This is a genomic window from Algibacter lectus (assembly GCF_900112395.1).
In the GTDB taxonomy this organism is placed as follows: domain Bacteria; phylum Bacteroidota; class Bacteroidia; order Flavobacteriales; family Flavobacteriaceae; genus Algibacter; species Algibacter lectus.
Window position 1 is genome coordinate 81903 of sequence record NZ_FOLN01000010.1, and the last position, 23385, is coordinate 105287.

Annotated in this window: 15 protein-coding genes; 11 read left to right on the forward strand and 4 right to left on the reverse strand. The window is 33.4% G+C overall.

Translation table 11 applies throughout. The annotated features are described in order from the left end of the window. Nucleotides 1–28: 28 nt before the first annotated feature. Nucleotides 29–502 carry a 23S rRNA (pseudouridine(1915)-N(3))-methyltransferase RlmH gene (gene rlmH / locus BM246_RS15835; RefSeq protein WP_042502889.1) on the reverse strand — a complete coding sequence of 158 codons (474 nt, stop codon included), beginning with the start codon at nucleotides 500–502 and terminating at the stop codon, nucleotides 29–31. 128 nt (nucleotides 503–630) lie between these two features. Between rlmH and nadC the strand changes: the two genes are divergently transcribed. The 4 genes from nadC to priA all read left to right on the forward strand — a co-directional run bounded on the left by nadC (nucleotide 631) and on the right by priA (nucleotide 5447). Then, nucleotides 631–1491: a carboxylating nicotinate-nucleotide diphosphorylase gene (gene nadC, locus BM246_RS15840; RefSeq protein ID WP_042498210.1), complete on the forward strand. Its 861-nt coding sequence runs from the start codon at nucleotides 631–633 to the stop codon at nucleotides 1489–1491. A 114-nt stretch (nucleotides 1492–1605) separates the two neighbouring features. Continuing rightward, nucleotides 1606–2547, forward strand: a complete 942-nt coding sequence (locus BM246_RS15845; protein ID WP_074939219.1) for a YihY/virulence factor BrkB family protein — start codon at nucleotides 1606–1608, stop codon at nucleotides 2545–2547. 2 nt (nucleotides 2548–2549) lie between these two features. Continuing rightward, nucleotides 2550–2972, forward strand: a complete 423-nt coding sequence (locus BM246_RS15850; protein ID WP_042502886.1) for a DUF2147 domain-containing protein — start codon at nucleotides 2550–2552, stop codon at nucleotides 2970–2972. Nucleotides 2973–2996: 24 nt separating this feature from the next. Next, nucleotides 2997–5447 carry a replication restart helicase PriA gene (gene priA / locus BM246_RS15855; RefSeq protein WP_074939221.1) on the forward strand — a complete coding sequence of 817 codons (2451 nt, stop codon included), beginning with the start codon at nucleotides 2997–2999 and terminating at the stop codon, nucleotides 5445–5447. A 70-nt stretch (nucleotides 5448–5517) separates the two neighbouring features. On the opposite strand, the gene BM246_RS15860 is transcribed toward priA, so the two are convergent. Continuing rightward, the gene (locus tag BM246_RS15860) at nucleotides 5518–6213 is read right to left on the reverse strand and encodes a LytR/AlgR family response regulator transcription factor (protein WP_042498213.1); all 696 of its coding nucleotides are present in this window, start codon (nucleotides 6211–6213) and stop codon (nucleotides 5518–5520) included. 206 nt (nucleotides 6214–6419) lie between these two features. Between BM246_RS15860 and rpsF the strand changes: the two genes are divergently transcribed. The 7 genes from rpsF to hisS all read left to right on the forward strand — a co-directional run bounded on the left by rpsF (nucleotide 6420) and on the right by hisS (nucleotide 13676). Next, entirely contained in the window at nucleotides 6420–6758 is a 339-nt protein-coding gene (gene rpsF / locus BM246_RS15865; protein ID WP_042498216.1) for a 30S ribosomal protein S6, read from the forward strand. Nucleotides 6759–6760: 2 nt separating this feature from the next. Then, nucleotides 6761–7057, forward strand: a complete 297-nt coding sequence (gene rpsR / locus BM246_RS15870) for a 30S ribosomal protein S18 (protein WP_042498218.1) — start codon at nucleotides 6761–6763, stop codon at nucleotides 7055–7057. Nucleotides 7058–7070: 13 nt separating this feature from the next. After that, entirely contained in the window at nucleotides 7071–7517 is a 447-nt protein-coding gene (gene rplI, locus BM246_RS15875) for a 50S ribosomal protein L9 (RefSeq protein WP_042498223.1), read from the forward strand. Between the two features lie 136 nt (nucleotides 7518–7653). Further along, nucleotides 7654–10788, forward strand: coding sequence for a TonB-dependent receptor (locus BM246_RS15880; RefSeq protein WP_074939223.1), 3135 nt, complete (start codon nucleotides 7654–7656; stop codon nucleotides 10786–10788). Between the two features lie 66 nt (nucleotides 10789–10854). After that, nucleotides 10855–11727, forward strand: a complete 873-nt coding sequence (locus BM246_RS15885; RefSeq protein WP_074939225.1) for a glycerophosphodiester phosphodiesterase family protein — start codon at nucleotides 10855–10857, stop codon at nucleotides 11725–11727. A 39-nt stretch (nucleotides 11728–11766) separates the two neighbouring features. Then, nucleotides 11767–12234, forward strand: coding sequence for a DUF6495 family protein (locus BM246_RS15890; protein ID WP_042498229.1), 468 nt, complete (start codon nucleotides 11767–11769; stop codon nucleotides 12232–12234). Between the two features lie 71 nt (nucleotides 12235–12305). Then, on the forward strand, nucleotides 12306–13676 hold the full coding sequence (gene hisS / locus BM246_RS15895) for a histidine--tRNA ligase (RefSeq protein ID WP_074939227.1): 1371 nt from the start codon (nucleotides 12306–12308) through the stop codon (nucleotides 13674–13676). A 92-nt stretch (nucleotides 13677–13768) separates the two neighbouring features. Here hisS and BM246_RS15900 read toward each other — a convergent pair whose 3' ends face one another. Both BM246_RS15900 and BM246_RS15905 read right to left on the reverse strand, forming a co-directional pair. Next, the gene (locus BM246_RS15900; protein WP_083415829.1) at nucleotides 13769–20152 is read right to left on the reverse strand and encodes a LamG-like jellyroll fold domain-containing protein; all 6384 of its coding nucleotides are present in this window, start codon (nucleotides 20150–20152) and stop codon (nucleotides 13769–13771) included. Nucleotides 20153–20334: 182 nt separating this feature from the next. Beyond that, a complete protein-coding gene (locus BM246_RS15905; RefSeq protein ID WP_074939231.1) occupies nucleotides 20335–23001 on the reverse strand; it encodes a LamG-like jellyroll fold domain-containing protein in 2667 nt (888 codons plus the stop codon). Nucleotides 23002–23385 lie beyond the last annotated feature (384 nt).

Below are 23385 nucleotides of genomic sequence, written 5' to 3' on the forward strand. Positions count from 1 at the left end.
CTAAAAGTTTAAAAATTATAATTTTAACCTAACGGTGGTGGTAAGGCTCATTTCTTAAAATAGTAAAACCCCGATAAAGTTGTTCAATAAAAAACAGGCGAATCATTTGGTGCGAAAATGTCATTTTAGATAAAGATATTTTACCTTTTGCTACGGCGTAAATCTCATCCGAAAATCCGTAAGGTCCACCAATAACAAAAACCAATTGCTTAATTCCAGAGTTCATGTGTTTTTGCAAATAGTCAGAAAAACCTACAGAATTAAACTGTTTTCCGTTCTCGTCAAGTAAAATTAAGGTGTCGGTATTGCTTAATTTCTTCAAAATAAGTTCGCCTTCTTTTTGTTTTTGTAAATCTTCACTTAAATTTTTAGAATTTTTTATATCCGGAATAATTTCTAACGAGAACTTAATGTAAAAACCTAAACGCTTCTGATAATCAGCTATTAACGCTAAAAGTTGTTTGTTGTCTGTTTTTCCTATGGCAATAAGTTTGATAGTCATATAAGCAAAATTACTATTTAGTATTTATGAATAATGTATTTAAATAAGAAAAATTCTTAAATTTCGTAAAAGTAAAATTTATTTTCGTAAATCAATTTCTTACTTTTGTTGCAAACCAAAAACAAATTATGATTACACAGGAACAATTTGATACAGAAGTGAAAATGATAATTTCTAACGCTATACGTGAAGACGTTGGTGATGGTGATCATAGTTCTTTAGCTTGTATCCCTGAAAATGCAAGAGGAAAAGCTAAACTTTTAGTTAAAGATAAAGGTATTATTGGCGGTGTTAATTTTGCTAAAAAAGTTTTTGCTTACGTAGATAAAAATTTAAAATTAGATGTACGTATTGAAGATGGAACAGAGGTAACATACGGAGATATTGTTATGTATGTAGAAGGTTCTTCTCAATCTATTTTAAAAGCAGAGCGTACGGTTTTAAACGCAATGCAACGTATGAGTGCTATTGCTACTAAAACGAGAATGTTTGTGGATTTGGTGGAAGGTACTAAAACTAAAATTTTAGATACTAGAAAAACTACACCAGGAATTCGTGTGTTAGAAAAATGGGCTGTAAAAATTGGTGGTGGAGAAAATCACAGATTTGCACTTTACGACATGATTATGCTTAAAGATAATCATATCGATTTTGCTGGAGGAATTACTAAAGCCATTACTATGGCTAAAGAATATTTAACAGAAACTGGTAGAGATTTACAAATTATGGTAGAAGCTCGCGATTTAAGTGAAGTTGAAGAGATTTTACAATCAGAAGGTGTTTATCGTATTTTAATAGATAATTTCGATTATGAAGATACTAGAAAAGCGGTAAAATTAATTGGTAATAAGTGTTTAACAGAATCTTCTGGAAATATTAACGAAGCAACAATTCGTCATTATGCCGAATGTGGAGTTAATTTTATTTCTTGTGGAGCGTTAACGCATTCTGTACACAATATGGATTTAAGTTTAAAAGCGATGAAATAGTTTTTAATTTCATAAAATATATAAAAGAGTGTCTATATAGACACTCTTTTTTTATACCTTGCTTTCAGTAATTACTTTATTAACTTTGTATTTATTCTGTTTAATTTTTTATTAATGACAAAACCCATTGAAGACAAGCTAGATAAAATTCCTGTAATTAATATCTTGGTTCGGTTTTTAAAAAAATTAAAATTACCAGGGTTAGAAGGTCTTTCATTTTACGATTTAGTAGAGCTTTATGTTATCGGGATTGCAAAAGGTGCTTTAGCTACACGAGCTAGTGCCATCGCTTTTAGTTTTTTTATGGCTATTTTTCCGTTTCTATTATTTGTGCTTATCATTATTCCATATGTACCTATAGATGATTTTAAAATAGAATTTTTAGTGTTTCTAGAATCGTTTTTACCACCAAATACATCAGATTTTTTCTTTGAAAATATTTTTGAAAACATCGACCAATCGCAGCGTGGCGGTCTATTATCCTCTGTGTTTGTTTTATCCATTGGTTTAATGGCAAATGGTGTAAATGCAGTGTTTTCGGGGTTCGAGAACTCGTATCACGAGCAACTTACCCGAAATGTGTTTAAACAATATCTGTATGCATTAGGTATTGCATTAATATTGGCATTTTTACTTATTATTACCATTGTGGTGTTAGGTTATTTTCAGTTGTACGTGGTGCAAGGCTTGTTTGATGCCTTAGAGCATCGTGGTTACGAGGTAGCGAGCCAAGGCTTGTTCTGGACCGATGTTGTAAAGTATTTATTTTTTGTACTTATGGTGTATTTAGCAACGGCAACCTTATATTATTTTGGCACAAAAGAAGGGAAATATTCTAATTTTTTCTCAATAGGTGCTCTTTTTACAACCTTACTTATTATATTAACGTCTTATTTTTTCGGTTTGTATATCGAAAACTTCGGACAATACAATAAACTATACGGGTCTATTGGCGCGTTATTAATATTAATGTTTTACTTATGGCTCAACTCTAATATTTTGTTGCTTGGTTACGAGTTGAACGCCTCATTAAATAAACTTAGAAAAAGCTTTTAATTATGAAGAAATACATTTGGTTAATTACAATTTGCATGCTGTCGATATCAGTTCAATCTCAAGACATTTTAGGACAATGGAAAACAGTTGATGATGAAACAGGAGCGCACAAATGTATTATCGATATTTATGAAGAAAATGGTAAAGTGTACGGCAAGGTTATAGAAATTCTTGAACCCTTTGATAAAAACACCTTGTGTCAAGATTGCGAAGGTGATAAAAAAGATAAGCCTATTCTTGGTATGGTTATTATCAATGAACTCGAAAAACATGGAGAGCATTATAAAAATGGAACTATTTTCGATGCTGAAAATGGTAAAGAGTACAAATGTAGAATTGTGTTAGATAAAGAAACAGGTAAGCTACAAGTTCGAGGCTATATTGCATTTTTATACCTTACGCAATATTGGATTCGACATAAATAATTATTCAATTTAAGGATTATTACTTTGCACTATATAGACGTTATAATACCCGTTCCGCTTCAAAAATTATTCACCTACAGCATTACAGCTTCGGAGTTCGATTTTATAGAGCCAGGTATGCGTGTTGCTGTTCCTTTTGGGAAATCTAAAATTTATACGGGTATTGTTTATCGTGTGCATCATGATGCACCAACGGCTTATGAAGCTAAAGAAATTCAGCAAATTTTAGACGAAACTCCTGTTGTTAATCAAAAGCAATTGAAGCTTTGGGATTGGGTTTCTAGTTATTATATGTGCACCATGGGAGATGTTATGCGTGCCTCATTGCCAAGTGCATTTATTTTAGAAAGTGAAACTGTAATTTCTAAGAATAATAAAACCACTATAGACGAATCTACTTTAAAAGATGATGAGTTTTTGGTTTACGAAGCTTTGCACCATCAATCGTCTTTAAAAATTCAGGATATTTCTAATATCTTGAGTAAAAAGAATGTGCTATCTGTTATTAAGCGCTTAATTGAAAAAGAAGCTATTTCTGTTGAAGAAGAGGTTTACGAAAAGTATAAACCAAAATTAGTGCGCTATGTTAAGTTGCATACGTTTTATTCTACGGAAAAAGAATTTCATGAGTTAATGAACGATTTAAGTCGCGCTCCAAAGCAGCGTGATGTCGTGATGACGTTGTTTTCTATTTCTGCAAAAACGAGAAAACCTGTAAAAGTTTCTGAGTTATCGGAAGAGAGTGGTGCTTCAACTTCAATTATAAAATCTTTAATAGATAAAAGTGTTTTAGAAGAATATTTTATTCAAACAGACCGTGTTCAGTATTCTGGTGAAGAAAATGAAAACTCTAAAAAACTAAATAGCTATCAAGAAACGGCGTTAACAGAAATAAAAGACACTTTCGAAAAGCATCAGGTTACTTTATTACATGGCGTTACTTCTTCAGGGAAAACGGAAGTATATGTTAAGTTAATTGAAGATATTCTAAATTCTGGGCAGCAAGTATTGTATTTGTTACCAGAAATAGCTTTAACCACACAGTTGGTTAATAGACTTCAGAATTATTTTGGAGATCAAGTCGCGGTATTTCATTCTAAATATTCATCTCATGAACGTGTTGAGGTTTGGAATCAGGTTTTAGAACTTTCCGCGAAAGCGAAAATAGTGTTAGGTGCGCGTTCATCGATATTTTTACCTTTTGATAATTTAGGATTAATAATTGTTGATGAAGAGCATGAGCAATCGTTTAAACAATTTGATCCAGCACCACGCTACCATGCAAGAGACACAGCTGTAGTTTTGGCTCATTTACATAAGGCTAAAGTGCTTTTGGGCTCGGCAACACCAAGTTTAGAAAGTTATTTTAATGCACAGCAAAACAAATATGGCTTTGTAGAGCTTATGCATCGCTTTAATGATGTATTGATGCCAGAAGTGGAGTTGGTTGATATTAAAGAAAAGCAGAAGAAAAAGCGCATGAAAGGTCATTTTAGCGATAGACTTATTGCTGAAATGACAGAAACATTAGCGGAAGGGCATCAAATTATTTTGTTTCAAAACCGCAGAGGCTTTTCGCCTATTGTAGAGTGCAGTACTTGTGGTGAGGCACCACAATGTCCTAATTGTGATGTGAGTTTAACGTACCACCAATATCGAGACCAATTACGTTGTCATTATTGTGGGTATGTTGTGGCTATGCTTAGAAAATGTGTGGCTTGTGGTAGTCCAGAACTTGATAATAAAGGTTTCGGAACAGAACAGATTGAAGCTGAGGTAAAGGTATTGTTCCCGGAGCATAACGTGGCGCGTATGGATTTGGATACTACGCGTGGTAAATATGGTTACGAGAAAATTATAACGGCATTAGAACAGCAAGAAATCGATATTTTGGTTGGTACACAAATGCTTACTAAGGGGCTAGATTTTAGAAACGTAAAGCTAGTTGGTATTATGAATGCCGATAATATGCTTAATTTTCCTGACTTTAGAGCGCACGAGCGTAGCTTTCAGCTTATGTTGCAGGTATCGGGTAGGGCAGGTAGAACGGAAGAGCGCGGCAAGGTTTTAATACAGACTTACAATCCGTACCACAATATTTTACAGCAGGTGTCTACTAATAATTATATCGATATGTTTAAAGAACAAATGAACGAGCGGTATAATTTTAAGTACCCTCCAATTTATAAGCAAATAAAAATTACGTTAAAACATAAAGATTATAATCGTGTGGAAATAGCTGCAGATTGGTATGCTACGTCGTTAAGGCAAGTGTTTAAAGAACATGTTTTAGGGCCAGAATTCCCGCCTGTATCACGAATTAGAAATCAATATCATAAAAATATTTTGGTAAAAATACCGAAGGAACACTCTTTAGCAAAAACAAAAGAAGCTATCATTAAAATTAACAATAGCTTCTTGAATGTAAAAGGTTTTCGCTCGGTTCGTGTTATCCTTAATGTGGATAATTACTAGTTCAGCTAAAATAAAAATGGGGTAATAATTATTTTAGTAGAATTTTCCTTTTTTTTAAAGGAGAGCGTTATTAAATATTATTTAACGCATCAACAAGTTGCGTTTTCTTATTTCTACTTAAAGGAATTTCATAAGCACCAACTTCAACGTTTTTGCTATTAAATCTGTCAATTTTATCCAAATTAACGATGTAAGATTTATGAATTCTTAAAAATTTACCTTCTGGTAATTCTGCTTCAAAAGATTTCATAGTCGATAAAACTACTAAGCTATTTTCTTCAGTTACTAGTTTAACGTAATCACCAAGGGCTTCAATCCACTTAATGTCTTTAATGTAAACTTTACGTTTTTTAAGGTTACTTTTTACAAATATATGTTCGCCATCTTCTTCGTTAAAGTCTAGAGTTAATCTATGTTGCTCTAAAGCTTTATCTACAGAGGTGTTAAAGCGCTCTCTTGTAATTGGTTTATGTAAATAATCGGTAGCATCATAATTAAAAGCTTTAAATGCATATTCCGTTTTACCTGTTACAAATATAATTTGAGGTTTATTATTTAATACATCTAAAAGCTCAAATCCGTTTAGTACTGGCATTTCAATATCTAAAAAGATTAAATCTACTTGATGTGTATTTAAACCATTTTTGGTTTCCAACGCACTACTGTACTCTGCTATTAAATTTAATGAGGGATGGTTCTCTACTAATTTCACAATAGAGAGGCGTTGTATGGCTGAATCGTCTACTACTACACAGTTTAATGTCATAACATTTCTTTTATTTCGGTTAAGATATCGACAATAGTACGAAAAATTCGGCTAAAAACCAAAAATCATCGGCAAACTGTAAATTTTAACATTTTTTTAACACTGAAATAATATGCTGTTCGCATAAAATAAATAAGATTAAGTTGTGTAAGATATAAATATTAATTACTTTTGCAGCCAATTTTTAACAATAAAAATAGATTTTTATGAATCATTATGAAACTGTTTTCATCTTAAATCCCGTTTTATCTGAAGATCAGATAAAGGAGACAGTAAAGAAATACGAAGATTTTCTTGTTTCTAACGGCGCTAAGATGGTATCAAAAGAAAACTGGGGGCTTAAGAAGTTAGCTTACCCTATTCAAAACAAAAAAAGTGGATTTTATCACTTATTTGAGTATCAAGTAGCCGGAGAGGTTATCAATCCTTTAGAAGTAGAGTTTAGACGTGACGAGCGTTTTATGCGTTATTTAACAGTAGCGTTAGATAAACATGCTATTTCTTGGGCAGAAAGAAGAAGAGAGAAACTTAAACAAAAAGCTTAATTATGTCATCAATAGAACAACAATCTAAAGGAAAAAAAGACGGCGAAATTAGATATTTAACGCCTCTAAATATTGAAACTAATAAGCAAAAGAAATATTGTCGTTTCAAAAAATCAGGTATCAAGTATGTAGATTATAAAGATGCAGACTGGTTACTAAGATTTGTAAATGAGCAAGGTAAAATTTTACCTCGTCGTTTAACAGGAACTTCATTAAAGTATCAAAGAAAAGTGTCTGTTGCTGTAAAAAGAGCACGTCACTTAGCTTTAATGCCTTATGTAGCTGATTTATTAAAATAAAATACTGATAACAATGGAACTTATATTAAAACAAGACGTTGAAAATTTAGGATTTAAAGACGATGTTGTAACAGTTAAGAACGGTTATGGTAGAAATTTTTTAATTCCTCAGAAACAAGCTATTATAGCAACTGTTTCAGCTAAAAAAGTATTAGCAGAAAATTTAAAGCAACGTGCCTTTAAAGAAAAGAGAATAGTTGATGAAGCTAATGTAGTTGCAGAAGCTTTAAAAGCATTAGAAATTAAAATCCAAGCTAAAGTTGGAACAGGAGATAAATTATTTGGTTCTGTAAACAACATCGATTTAGCAGCGGCTTTAGAAAAAGAAGGTCAAGCAATTGATAAGAAATATATTACGCTTACAACTGTTAAACGTTTAGGTAAATATACTGCCGCAATTCGTTTACACAGAGATGTAAATGTTGATTTAGAATTCGACGTTATTGCTCAAGCAAACTAATTTGTTAACATAAAGTTAATAAAAGTTTTAAATATAATTAACCACTCCTTTGGAGTGGTTTTTTTTTGGTCTATTTTTACTAGCGTTATGCATGCATAATTTTTCAAACTTAATACTTTAACTCAATCTTCAAACAATGAAAAAAATTACATTATTATTTTTCTTTATGTTTATTGGAGTAATGGCTTTTGCACAAGTCACCACTTCTAATATTAAAGGACTCGTTTTAGATCAAGGTTCAGTTCCCTTACCGGGAGCTAATGTTTTAGCTATCCATACACCAACAGGTACAAAATATGGAGCAGCAACTAATTTTGATGGCCGTTTTAATTTACTAAATTTAAGAGTAGGTGGGCCATACACTATTACAGTGAGCTATGTAGGTTACAAAGAGCAAACCTTTAATAATGTTTACCTAACATTAGGGAAAACTCAAAATGTAGATGTTACTTTATCTGAAGATAGCGAACAACTAGATGCTGTGGTTATACAAGGTACAGGAGGTACAGGTACTTTTGGTAGTGATAGAACTGGAGCAGAAACTAGTGTTGGTCGTAGAGAGTTAACACGTTTACCAACTATTTCTAGATCGCAATCTGATTTTACAAGATTAGAGCCAACTGCTAGTGGTGGATCTTTTGGAGGTAGAAACGATCAGTTTAACAATTTCTCCTTAGATGGTGCCATTTTTAATAATCCTTTTGGATTAGATGCAGCAACTCCAGGTGGGCAAACAGGTTCTCAACCCGTTTCTTTAGATGCTATAGAGCAAATTCAAGTATCTACAGCACCTTATGATGTTACACAATCTGGATTTACTGGAGCTTCAGTAAATGCTGTTACTAAAAGTGGAACAAACCAATTTCATGGTACGGTTTATGGGTTTTATAGAGATGAAACCATGACTGGGAAAAAAATTAAAGGAGAAGATGTGGCGAGACCGGACTTAAACCAAACACAATATGGTGTGAGTATTGGAGGACCAATTATTAAAGATAAATTATTCTTTTTTGCGAATTTTGAAAAGGATGAACGTGACGATTTAGGAACTAACGGCTGGACACCAAACACGGGTACCGGCGGTATTACCGAGTCAAGAGTTTTAGAAAGTGATTTAATTGCTGTGCAAACAGCGTTAAGAGCTCAAGGTTACGATCCAGGGGCTTACCAAGGATTTACACATGCTTCGGAATCTACAAAAGGTATTTTTAAAATAGATTGGAATATTAATGATAGCAACCGTTTAGCTGTTATTTACAATTTTTTAAATGCTTCTCAAGAAAAACCAGCCCATCCTTCGGCTATTAATCCACGTGGTCCAGATGCAACAACGTTACAATTTCAAAATTCGGGTTACGAAATTAATAATAATTTAAAATCTATACAGGTTGAGTTAAATTCTACTTTATCCGAAACATCAACTAATAAATTACAAATTGGGTATACACATTTCGACGATTTTAGAACACCGTTTTCTACACCTGCTCCAGTTATTAATATTTATAAAGATGGTTCTCCATATATTATAGCGGGTCACGAACCTTTTTCAATTAATAACAAGTTAGATCAAAAAGTATTTCAATTTACAGATAATTTAAACTTCTTTCAAGGCGATCACACCTTTACTATCGGAACATCTTTCGAGAAATTTGAATTCGATAACTCTTTTAATTTAAAAGGATATGGTTTTGATGTTTTTGGAAGCGTGGATATTGCAGATTTTAATGCTGCTGATTATGATTTTGCAGGAGCACAAGCAACATTCAACTCTAGAAATAGTTTGGCTGATGGAGTAGATAATGGCTGGTTATTAGCAGAAACAAACGTTGGTCAGTTGGCTTTTTATGCTCAAGATGAATGGAATGTTTCTGAAAAACTAAAATTAACATATGGTGTTCGTTTTGATAAGCCTTTGTTTTTTGATACAGCAGATAATGCGCAAGAATTTATAGATACAGAAAATGGAGAAATCTATTTGCCAGATGTAGAATATTTAGATCCTAATACAGGAGAACCTTTACTAATAGATTCAACAAGAATGCCTAATAATGATTGGTTAGTATCGCCTAGAGTTGGTTTTAATTATGATGCTAATGGCGATAGCTCTTTTCAATTAAGAGGTGGTACAGGTTTATTTACAGGGCGTTTTCCTTTTGTTTGGGTAGGAAACCAAGTAAGTGGTGTAGATGCATTTTTCTACCAAGCTGTAGATCCAGATTTTAAATTTCCACAAGTTTGGAGAACAAACTTAGGTTTAGATAGAAAACTTGAAAACGGTATTATATTAACAGCAGATTTATCATATACTAAAGATGTAAATGGAATTCACGTTCAAAACTGGGGGTTAAATAAACCTACAAGTCAGTTACAAGGTGTAGATAATAGAGCCATTTATGGAGATGGTGATCATGCCAAAGCAACATTACCTTGGGGAGAAGTTATTAATGGCAATGCTTTTGTAATGACAAACTCGAATAAAGGTCGTATTTGGAATGCATCTTTAAAAGCTCAAAAAACCTTTGCTAACGGTATATATTCTATGCTAGCATATAGTTATTTAGATGCTAGGGATGTAAACTCTATTGAGGCTGAAATTACAGGAGACGCCTTTAACGGTAACCCTGCATTAGGTAACGTAAATAACGATGTGCTTTCGCATTCTAAATATGGAGATAAGCATCGTTTTATAGGTGTAGCTAGTAAAAAATGGGATTACGGAAACGATAAATGGTCTACCACAATATCTACATTTTTTGAATATGCACAAGGTGCTCGTTTTAACTATACCTATGGTGGAGATATAAATGGAGATGGTTCTGGAATAAACGATTTAATTTATATTCCTACTTCTAGTGAAATTGGTCAAATGCAATTTGCTGGAACTGGAGATGCTGCTGCATTAGAGTCTTATATAGCTCAAGACGATTACTTAAATGACAATAGAGGACAATATGCAGAACGTTACGGAGCATTAGCGCCTTGGAGAGGTAAATGGGATGTAAAGTTCATGCAAGATTATAGAATTAAAGTATCTGAAGATAAAACAAATACCATCCAATTTAGTTTAGATATTTTAAACTTTGGTAACTTATTAAATTCAGATTGGGGAATTATACAACAACCAAATAATGTACAACCAATAGGAGTTTCTGTTGACGATACAGGAGTGCCAACTTACTCTTTTAACGGAAATCAAACTCAAACCTTTGGTTTTGATTCTAGTTTAGCTTCTAGATGGCAAGCTCAAGTAGGTTTACGTTATATTTTCTAAGATAATAACAGATATATTCTTAAATTTGGCGCTCCTTAACTAAGGGGCGCTTTTTTTATAAATAATATGAAATATATAGTTATACTTTGTCTTTTTGTAGTGAGTTTTTCGTGTAAAGAAGAACCTAAAAAACAAGAAGCATCTACAAAATCGGTTTTAATTGAGCGATTGGCTTATCAGGCTAATAAAACTCCTGTTATTAGTGTGCACAGAGGAGGGAAGTCTATTGAGAATTACCCAGAAAATTGTTTAGAAACCTTAAAGTATATAAACGATAGTATTCCTGCCGTTTATGAAATTGATATCGCTAAAACTAAAGATAATGTACTTGTTTTAATGCACGATAATAGCTTAGGTAGAACTTCTACGGGCGAAGGTGATATTACAAATTATACCTATCAAGAATTATTACAGTATAATTTAGAAGACGATTTTGGTAACGAAACCACTTTTAAAATTCCATTGTTTAAAGATGTTCTTATTTGGGCTAAAGAAAATAATGTGATATTAACTATCGATATAAAAAAGAGTGTTTCTGTAGATCAAGTTGTCGCTTTGGTTAAAGAAACTGGTGCTGAAGATATTTCTATAATTATTACTTATGATATGAAACAAGCCAGCGCAGCCTATAAAGCAGCTCCAGAATTGTTGTTATCTGTATCTGCTAGAAATGATAAGGAATTAGATTGGTTGTTACATTCTGAAATTCCTACTGAAAATATGATTGCTTTTACCGGAACAAGATTGTCTCCTGAACCATTTTATAAAAAACTACACGATTTAGGTATTACTTGTATGCTCGGTACTTTAGGAAACTTAGATAAACAAGCTCAAGCTAAAGGTGATCGTCTTTACAAAAAATGGGTTGATTTAGGTGTTGACGTTATTGCAACCGATAGGCCTTTTGCAGCGGCTGCAAGTTTAAATATTAAAAAATAAAATATACAATTCTCTTAATTTCGAGAAAAACATATAAGAATGAAGTATTCAAGATTAACAAAAGAACAGTTCGAAGAATTACACCAAGAATTTATAAACTTTTTGGCAACCCAATCTATAACTGCCGATGAGTGGACCAACTTAAAAGCTAATAAACCCGATTTAGCTGAAATGGAATTGGATGTGTTTAGTGATTTAATTTGGGAAGGCGCTCTAAATAAAGCGGAATATCTTGAGCATTTTGCTCCAAAACACATGTATTTATTTCATTTAAAGGAAGATCAAATGCATGCCATTGTAGTTAACATAAAAAACGATGTTGATATTACAACACAGGAAGGATACGATTGGCTTCGTGAAAACTTAATGGATGAAAGTGTTGAGTTTTTGCAAGCAGATAAAGCTTATTCTGATGATAAAAATTTAGATAAATTTAAAATGATTGAACAAGGCGCTTCTATTACTAAAGGTGAATTGTACAAGTATTTTTATAAGCTGATTAATTAAGGATTCGCTTACGCGGAAATTAAAAAAGTACTAATTAAAAAGAAAACCCTACGTGAGTAGGGTGTTTATATATGGCTCAAAAACCAAGTATTCCAAAAGGAACTAGAGATTTTAACCCAGAACAAGTTGCAAAACGAAACTATATTTTTAATAGTATTCGTGGCGCTTTTCAAACCTTTGGATTTCAACCTATAGAAACACCAAGTTTTGAAAACTCCGATACCTTAATGGGGAAATATGGAGAAGAAGGCGATCGTTTGATTTTTAAAATTTTGAATTCAGGTGATTATTTAAACAAGGCTAACGAGCAAGCTTACACTGAAAAAGACTCTACCAAATTAACATCTAGTATTTCAGAAAAAGCACTCCGCTACGATTTAACTGTACCTTTTGCACGTTACGTAGTACAGCACCAAAACGAAATAGAATTTCCTTTTAAACGCTATCAAATACAGCCAGTTTGGCGTGCTGATAGACCACAAAAAGGCCGTTTTAGAGAGTTTTTTCAATGTGATGCCGATGTCGTTGGATCTAAATCACTTTGGCAAGAAGTAGAGTTTATTCAGCTTTACGACACTGTTTTTTCAGCATTAAAACTAGAAGGCGTTACTATTAAAATTAATAACCGAAAAATACTTTCTGGTATTGCAGAAGTTATTGGAGCAAGCGATAAATTAATCGATTTCACGGTGGCTTTAGATAAGCTTGATAAAATAGGCGAGGAGAAGGTAAAAGAAGAAATGCGTTCTAAAGGAATTTCAGAAGAAGGCATTACAAAAATTCAACCGTTATTTACACTTTCTGGCGATTTTGAATCTCAAATAGAAAGCTTAAAATCCATTTTAAACACGTCCGAAGAAGGAAAAAAAGGTATTGAAGAATTGGCTTTTATTAACGAAGCTATTTTAGAATTAGGTTTAAAAACAGCAGCATTGCAACTCGATGTTACTTTAGCCAGAGGTTTAAATTATTACACTGGTGCTATTTTTGAAGTCGCAGCACCAAAAACGGTGAGTATGGGTTCTATTGGTGGCGGTGGTCGTTACGACGATTTAACCGGTATTTTCGGTATGAAAGATATGAGTGGTGTTGGTATTAGTTTTGGTTTAGATCGTATTTATTTAGTTTTAGAAGAACTTGGTTTGTTCCCTGAAACGGTATCAAAAAACATTGAAGTGTTATTTATCAACTTTGGAGATAAAGAGGCTTTATTTAGTTTAAAAGCTATTAAGGTGTTACGTGAAAATGATATTAATGCAGAACTTTACCCTGATGCTGCTAAGATGAAAAAACAAATGAATCACGCTAATAAACGAGCTATTCCTTTTGTAGTTTTAGTTGGTGATAACGAAATGGAATCTGATACTTACACTTTAAAAAATATGGTGTCGGGTGAACAACTAAATGTATCGCTACCTGATTTGATAAAACAAATAAAGTAAGCATAAAATATAAAGTATATTACTAAAAAAAGCGTCCTGAAAATTAATTTCAGGGCGCTTTTTTTCATATAAATATTATGTTGAGTGTTTATCTATTCTATTAATACCTTATTGGTAACAATACCATTATCGGTGTTTAGTTTTATAATATATGATCCTGAACTAAGATTTTCAGTAGCTTGAATTATAGACGTTTGATTCGATTGAGTGTTGAAGTTATAAACAGACTGACCTAACATATTAAAGATTTCTGTAGACTTTATGTAAAGTGCATTCGGATTGCTAATAACAACACTTTCATTATCGTTAGAAAAAGAAACTAATACAGGTCGGTTTATCAACTCTAAAGGTTTTGTTCCTAAAGTTTCCGAACTGTTTGTAAACGTAATTTCAAAACGATCGAGGTATTTACCTGCAATTAAAGTAACATAGTAATTACTTTCTCTTAAATTGTGATAAAGGTTTAATTCTTTATCATGAAGATAGATGTTGTAAGGTGTTACTTCGTTCTCTATCTCATCGATAGAAATAATATTTACACCTTCGTTTTTTAAGTGAATACCTAAAGGTAAAACGGTTGTTTCGGTAATTTCATTTATACCTTGTATAACGTAGGTGTTATGATCAATTAACCAATACATATCATCAATTTGATAGTCGATGTTTGGTCCATCATATCCCCAATCGTAACCAATAGATGCACTTGGGTCTACGGTAGTTAATAGTTGTCTTTTAATCTTATTTGTAGAGTAAAAACCAATTCTTAACTTCTCTCGTAAATCGTCATGATTATTTGGAGAAGTGTTTGTGTTTTTACTGTTAGTAGATTTTAGAAAAACAGAATTAGTGCCATCTTCGGTTTGAAAAACACGTTGTGAGTTGTTAAATTTTATAGTTCCTGTTGCTTCTGCAGTAACAAAAAATCCTTGAGCAACGGGAATGTATCTGCCTGGTGTTTTAGTAGATACACCACCTTGATCAACATTAGGATCACTTGTAGCTTTTGCTGCAGCTGGTACACCACCTGATAGAGAATACGAAGCATAACCGCCTTGGTAGCTACTTAGGTTATGTGAATTTCCTCCCCAGTGTTCCCAAAAATAAAGTGTTCCTGTTGTAGATCCTGGTCCAGCGATAGTAGTACCATTATCTAATATAAAAGCTTTAGCATCAATTGCAGACGGGTAAGGGTTACCAACCAAATATTCGTTACCAGAATTAATAGGTAAGTTAATATCTCCATTATTAGGTTTTCCTTTTAAGAGATAATTTTGCAAATCTGATGGAACTCCAGATCCCGGACCTTTCATTGAAAATCCTTCACCAGGTAACATAGAGCCAGTGTTTCCTACGTGTTGCCATTCTGCATAGTTACCTAATGTTCTATTGTTGAATTTCCAAATCCAAGCAGTAGAAATACCTAAAGGCGATACAGTTCCGTTGTAACCTGATGTTAAAAAGGTAACACCATCAAAAATTTCTGGTAATGTATAGCTGTTATTGTTTGAAGTTGTGTTTTGCGGACCAACAGGAGAAGACCAGTAATTATAAGTAAAGGTATCAGCGCTTCCTTGTTGGTTTTTGTGTAAAATCCCCGAACTCGTAACATCTAGTTCACTGTCTACACCTTGTATAAGTTGAGAGTCTTCCTCTAAAGTAAGGGCTCCATTTAATTTTAAGTATCTAGAAACATTTAAACTATCGGAAGCTTTTACTGTTAATGTCGCAGGGCTATCTATTATTAAAGCAGAAACGCTATGTCCGGTGTTATTTGTAATATCATGATTTATTTCCGTAATATTCCAATTTATGTGCGTACCATACATATCGGTGTTTGGTGCATATTGTACATTGTTATTTAGCCATGTTGTTGCATCTTCCCAGTTTCCGTTTACAGCAGATTTATATGGTAAGGGTGCGGTTTGTGCTTGAATGGTAGTGGTATTGTTTTTTGATGTACCATCTATATTATAGTTTGAATGGTCGGTGGCGGTGTTATCTGTCATAGGGTAATATCCTCTTAAATTAGACCAGCGTAAACCAGAATGAACATCTTGATTAGTAATTTTACCGTTTACAACAGTTCCAGATTGAGCTATTTCCTGATTCATCATATCTTGAATCTGCTGTTGTGTTAAGCCGACATTCCATACACGAACTTCATCTATAAAACCATTGAAGTGATTTTTTACCGAAGAAGCCAAACTACTATCATAACTAGCCCCTATTAAAAAAGATTGAGTATTACTTATAGGTCTTGCTGTGCTCTGGCTTGCAACTAAAACTCCATCGAGGTATAGTGATGCTATACTTCCGTTAAACGATGTTGCCACATGGTGCCAAGTATTGTTGGTAATTTCGAAAGGTGAAGAGAGATCTAAAATAGCATTTCCTGAGTTGTCATACCAAGACAGATTAGGGTAACCATTTTTTATAGTTAAATGATAACCTCTAAGGTTACCTGTTTGGGTTTCTCCTTTTGAAATTATTGCTGCCGTTCCGGAATTGGTTTTTTGAAGTACCCAAGATTCTAATGAAAATTGACTTGTAAAATTATGGTTTCTGCCAAAGTCTATATAATAATCCGTACCATTAAAATCTATAAATGTGTTTTCTAAACAGATTGTGAATGTACCGGTATAGCTATTACTTGAGTATGTGTCTACCGAGATATAATAGGTATCTCCTGGTGTTAAATTAGTAGCCGATAATGTAACATCATCATTTGAAGATGAATATCTAGCACTGTTGACTTCTATAGTTCCGCCATCTTTCCATAAGGCCACTTGAGTTCCTCTCTGTGTACCTTTTTCGTCACCTCTATCAATTAGAATATTAAATTGACCTGAAACTGGAGGAGCAATAAATTTGAACCATCGGTTGTATTTAGGCCCACTATTATTCCAAGCCGTTCCGCTATTTAAATCTGGCGAAGCTCCTCGTGTTGTGTAAATGGCATCTGCAGAACAAGAGTTTATTAATGAAGTGATATCTATAGCGGCTTCATAATAATCATAATCTATTGTATTTTCAATACATAAGCTAAATGCACCACGGTAATAGGCCGCGTTTCTATGATCTACTGAGATATAATACCAATCGCCAATAGTTAAATTGTTAGATTGTAGATTGATGGAGTCCGTGCTATTGAAGTAATTCTCGCTTTTAATTTCGGTTCCTGCAACATCCCAAAGTGCTATATATGGGTAATCCATATTACCGTATGAACCGCCAATTTTTAAATCTGCTTTTAGTTGTGTTGTTGTGGCTTGAAATTTAAACCAGACGTTGTAATTCGGGCCATCGAACCAAGCACTACCTTTATCTCGATCTGCTGTTGCATGAATTGTAGAATACTCAGCATCTCCGGAACACCAATTTGTGGTATGCGGTACTTCTAATGCACCTTCTTTATAATCATAACCTACTTTGTTTTCAATACATAAAGTAAAAGTACCACGGTAATAAATACTATTTCTATGATCTACTGATATGTAATACCAGTCTCCAATAGTTAAATTATTGGTTTGTAGGTTTATGGATTCATTGTTATAGTAATTCGTGCTTTTAATTTCGGTTCCCGCAACATCCCAAAGTGCAATAAAAGGGAAATCTACGTCACCGTTAGTTCCACCAATTTTCACATCTGCTCTTAATTGTGTTGAAGTAGCTTGAAACTTAAACCAAACGTTATAGTTAGGGCCATCAAACCATGCGGTACCTTTATTGCTGTCGGGTGAAGCATGGACTGTAGAATACTCAGCATCTGCAGAACACCAAGAGTCGGTATGAGGAACTTCAACTGCTCCTTCTTTATAATCGAAATCGACTTTATCTTCGATGCATAAACTAAATGTACCACGATAATTAATATTGTCGCGATTATCTACCGATATGTAATACCAATCTCCAACAATTAAATTGTTTGATTGTACTTTAATAGAACTGTAACTGCTGTAATAATTAGTGCTTTTAATTTCTGTTCCAGCATTATCCCAAATTGCAATAAAGGGGTAGACAATATCTCCGTATGTACCGCCTATTTTTAGTTGCGCACTTATTTGTTGTGCTGTAGCTTGAAACTTAAACCAGACATTGTAATTAGGTCCATCGTACCAGTTGCTGCCTTTAGCTTCATCTGGCGACGCATTGAATGTTGTATATTCTTCATCTCCGGAACACCAAGAGGTTGTGTGAGGGACTTCAATAGCTCCTTCTTTATAATCGTGACCTACTTTGTCTTCAATACACAAAGTGAAATCCCCCATATAATAGATGCTGTTTCTGTGGTCTACAGAAATATAATACCAGTCTCCAATGGTTAAATTATTGGTTTGCACATTAATTGAGCTATCAACGCTGTAATAACGAGCACTTTTTACCTCATTTCCTGATTGATCCCAAAGCGCCATAGAGGCATAGCGTATGTTTTTAGACGGGTCTCCTGTTTTTACTTGTGCGTTTACTTGAGCTGCCGTGGCCTGAAATTTAAACCAGACATTGAAATTAGGTCCATCAAACCAATTAGAGCCTTTGGTGCCATCGGGAGAGGCGTTGTAGGTATTATATTCATCATCGCCAGAACACCAACTTGTGGTGTGTGGTACTTCAATAGCACCTTCTCTATAATCGAAATTTACTTCATCATCAACACACAAAGTAAAACTACCAGTATAATTTGTAGAACTGTGGTTATCGACAGATATATAGTACCAATTTCCAATAGTTAAATTGTTAGATTGAACATTTCTGGTGTTAAGCGCATTATTGTAATTTTTGCTCGTAATTTCAGTACCATCTTCCTCCCAAAGCGCTACGTAAGAATAACGCATATCTCCTGAGGTACCGTCTTTTTTTACTTCAGCATTTACTTGTGTAGATGTGGCTTTAAACTTAAACCATACATTAAAATTTGGTCCGTTAGCCCATGTAGAACCTTTAACTCCATCGGGAGATGCGTGTACTGTTGAATATTCAGCATCAACAGAGCACCAGTCCGCAGTATGTGGTACTTCAATAGCACCTTCTTTATAATCGAAATTTACCTTATCATCAACGCATAGGGTAAAACTACCACGGTGACCTGTAGAGCCGTAAGTGTCTACCGATATAAAGTACCAATTGCCAATAGTTAAATTCGGAGATTGAACATTAACGTAGTCTCCCGTATAATTGAAATTTGTACTATTAATTTCAGTTCCAGATGCATCCCAGAGTGCTAATAATGGGTATCGACCATCACCTAAGGTTCCTCCATATTTTACTTCAGTATTTATTTGTGTTGTTGTGGCTTGAAATTTAAACCAAACATTTGCGCTAGGTTCGCTAGACCATGCTGAGCCTTTAGCTCTATCTGGAGAGGCGTTAACTGTAGTGTATTCAGCATCGGCAGAGCACCAATTTCCAATATGTGGTATTTCGATAGCACCTTCTTTGTAATCAAAATTAACTTTATCATCAACACAAAAGGTGAAGTTACCACGGTTGCTAGAAGCACTATAATTATCTACCGATACATAGTACCAATCTCCAATGGTTAAATTATTGGATTGTATATTATTAATATTGCCAGTATAGTTGAAATTTGTACTATTAATTTCTAATCCAGATGCATCCCAAAGCGCTAACAACGGGTAGCGAATATCACCCAATACGCCGCCATATTTTACTTCGGCATTTATTTGGGTTGTTGTTGCTTTAAATTTAAACCATACATTGGCATTAGGATCACTAGACCATGCTGAACCTTTAGGCCCATCTGGAGAGCCATTATCTGTAGTGTATTCGGCATCCGAAGAGCACCAATTTCCTGTATGCGGAACTTCAATAGCGCCTTCTTTATAGTCAAAACCAACTTTATCTTCAATACATAAACTAAAAGTGCCGCGATTACCCAGAGCACTGTAGTTATCCACAGAAATATAATACCATTGGCCAATAGTTAAACTATTGGATTGTACATAAATTGAACTAGAAGCATCGGTATAACGCGCACTTTTAATTTCAGCTGTGGTATGATCCCAGAGTGCTAAATACGGGTTACGCATACTACCGAGATTCAAGTTAATCTTTACTTGTTCAGCTGTAGCTTGAAATTTAAACCAGACGTTAAAGTTAGGTCCATTTGCCCATGCTATTCCTTTCGGGCCATCGGCTGTTGCATTAAGTGTAGTGTAAGCGCCATCGGGAGAACACCAACTTGAACTATGCGTAACAGTTGTGGCATCTATTAAATCATTATTAACAGGCACTTGAGAAAAAGCGACAACAGAATAAAGGCAACATATTAAAAAGAATATGGGTGATGCTTTTTTTGGCTGTAATGATTTTAGAAAATAATTTGAATGGTTTTTAGATAACTGAGATAAAGATTTTATCAAAAACAATGGATTGTATTTATTGTTTTTTGAAGACAGTTTTTCTAAAAAAGAAGGCATAAAAAACCTTCGAGATTTAATCAGATCTGGTTGTTTCATTAAGACGCTATTATCATAATTATTGAGAGACTAGAGGGAGGGAGCGTCAATATTATGGAAATAAATTCCTATAAACAAATCTGTTTATCTAGATAAATGTGTTTTTATGGGGGTTTATTTTGGTTTTTTTAGTTTTATAGAAAACTATTTTAAGTGTAATAGTTTTTAAATGAGGGAGTTATTTATTTTTTCAATACTTCTTTACTTAAGACACCATGACTTGTTTTTATTTTCAAAATATATACGCCTGGATGTGTTTTCTCTACCCTATGTGAGAAATTACTTTTTTTTGTTTTAGTTTCAAGATTGAAAACCGATTGGCCAACCAAATTATACATTTGAATTGATTCGATATAAATCGAAGAAGGGTTGTTAATTACGATGCTGTTTTCTGAATTTGAAAAGTACATATCGATTTTATTATTTTCAAATTCTGTATTAGCTAAAGTTGCTTGCTCGATGAACGTAATTTCGAATCTATTTAAATAAGAACCTGCCGCTAAATAAATAGTATAATCGCTTTCTTTTAAATTATGACTAATATTTAATTCTTTATCATATAGGTAGATATTTAAATCTTCTGGAAAATGCTCTATCTCATCAAGACTAATAGTATTCGCTCCATTGGTTTTTGTGTGAATACCTAAAGGGATTTTTGTAGTTTCATCTATAATATCAATACCTTGAATGCTGAATTTTTCATTATTAATGAGCCAATACATATCATCGGATAATTGATCAATATCTTGAGCATCAAACCCTGAATCGTAACCAGAAGTAGCATGCTCATCGGCAGTTACTAGTAGTTGTCTATGTATTTGGTTTACAGAGTTAAAACCTAATCTAAGCTTTGGTCTGTTATCATCTTCCGCAGCTATTTTAGTATGAGATGATTTGGCAGCGACCTTGTTATGGGCATGAAAAGCGCGTTGTCCGTTATTAAATTTAATATCACCAGAAGTTTTTGCCATCATAAAAAATGCCTGACCAACGGGAATATACTGTCTTGAGGCTTCTAAACTTAAACCGTTTTCTGTTGTTACGGGAGCAGTTTCACCTAGCCAAACAGCAGGAACACTACCAGCAAGTGAGTATGTTGCATAACCACCTTGAAAATCACCAAGGCTATGCGTACCGCCACTATAATGTTCTTTGTAATAAATAATACCTGTTGTAACCCCAGAATGCTCTTCGCTGTTGTCCAAAATAAATTGTTGAGCATCAATAGGAGATGGATATGGGTTACCCACTAAATATTCGTTTCCGGCATAAACTGGTATGTTTATATCTCCATTATTTGGTTTCCCTTCAATTAGATAGTCTTGTACAACTTTTTCATTACCAATTCCAGTACCTTTCATCGTAAAACCTTCACCTGGCTTTAAAGTACCAGTACTTCTAACGTGTTGCCAAATTGGGATGTTGTTGTTCATTAAGTTACAATATTTCCAAATCCAATAATCCGCAACTGCAGTTTGTGTTCCATTGTAACCCGATCTCAAAAAGCTTATGTTTTTAATAACATCGGTTAACTTATAATTATTATTGTTTGTTACATTATTAGTTTGTCCTACAGGAGAAGACCAGTAATTGTATGTATATATGTCTCCTTCAAGATTTCTGTTTTGTATTATTTTACCTTGGCTAGTATTAGCAAGAGTACTTTCTAAACCTTGTATTAATTGAGACTTTCCTTTTAAATCAATAATGCCATTTAGGTTTAAATACCAGCTCACGTTTAATTCAGAATCGTTTCTAACCACGTAGGTAATTGGGTTTAAATCTGCATCAGTATTGTCTACAATTAATCCCAAGTGTTTTTGAGTATTAGAATAATATACATCGTTGTGTTTAATGTTTATTATAGACCAATTGTATTTTACAGCATCCGATCCATCTATACCTTTTTCAATATTATTTAAAGCATTTTCTAAAGATCCCGATTTTGTAGTAACAAATGGCATTGGTGCAGATTGCTCTTTAACGGTTTCAATATTATGAATTTTTGCATGTATGGTATTATCACTTATTACGTTAGCAGAATCATATAGCACATTATCTTCAATAACGTCCATACGGTAATACCTTTTTAAGTTTTCCCAAGGTAAAACAGTTGATGTGTTGGTTTCTTCATTAAAATCAGTGATGTTTTTAGGTAAAACACTCCCTTTTACTATACCATTATTATCTTCAATTTCTTGATAGATTATTTTACGAAGTTCATTACTAGAAAGGGCTTTATTAAATAAACGAAATTCATCTATAGAGCCATTAAAGTAGTTACTGCTATTACTTGGGTATTTACCAATTGTAAAGTTTGATGTATCGTGTTGTATGTTTCCAGAAGCAGTTGATCTTGTAGCTTCTGCTTCACCATTAATGTATAACTTAAAATCGTTTGGCTTGTGCGTTACTGTAATTTGATACCATTGATTTGTGTTTAATAATGTTTTACTTGTTAATGTTTTTGAATTTGCAAAAGCACTAATACTTTTATTAGCATTAAGTTGAAGGTAAAAAGCTCGCTGACCAGCAATAATTTGAACATCTTCAGATAAACTATCAAGTTTAATCCATGCCATAATTGATACTTCTTCCCAAGAATCTATTACATAAGGCTCTTCAGCATAATCATCCAAACCATCAAAATAAAGTTCATACTTTCCGTTTACGTTTATAGAAGAATCTCCAACAGTAAGGCTTGTTTCTAATAAAGCTATTTTACTAGTCTCCGAAACTTTTGCAATTAAGTTATATGCACTTAAATTTAAAGGTATCGTAAAATTATAAATTACGATTAGGGTTAATGTGAATTTTTTAAGCCAGCTATATTTGTATGTAGTGCTCATAAGTAGGTGAGGTTTTAGTTAACGCTATAAATCCTTAGGGAGAATTTTGAAAGAAGTTAGGGGGAACTTCTTATAGGTTATTTCTATTTTGCTTCTTCTGTTATTTTTGATGAAATATCTTTTGGGTTAATTGAAATTTGGGAATTGTAAAAAAATAGTTTTTGCTATGTTACCCAATGATTCTTTTTAGATCATTTTTATATCGGTTTTTAGTTCGTGTTTTATTTCTTACTGCAAACATATAAAACATTCTAATTAAAACGTTGAAACACATTAATTAATCGTTGAAATACATTTTTGTAAGGAAAAATACTCGTTTATGAGTCGTTTTGAGCTAGATTTCATGTAGAAAACAAAAATATAAACAATGAATTTTTTACATAT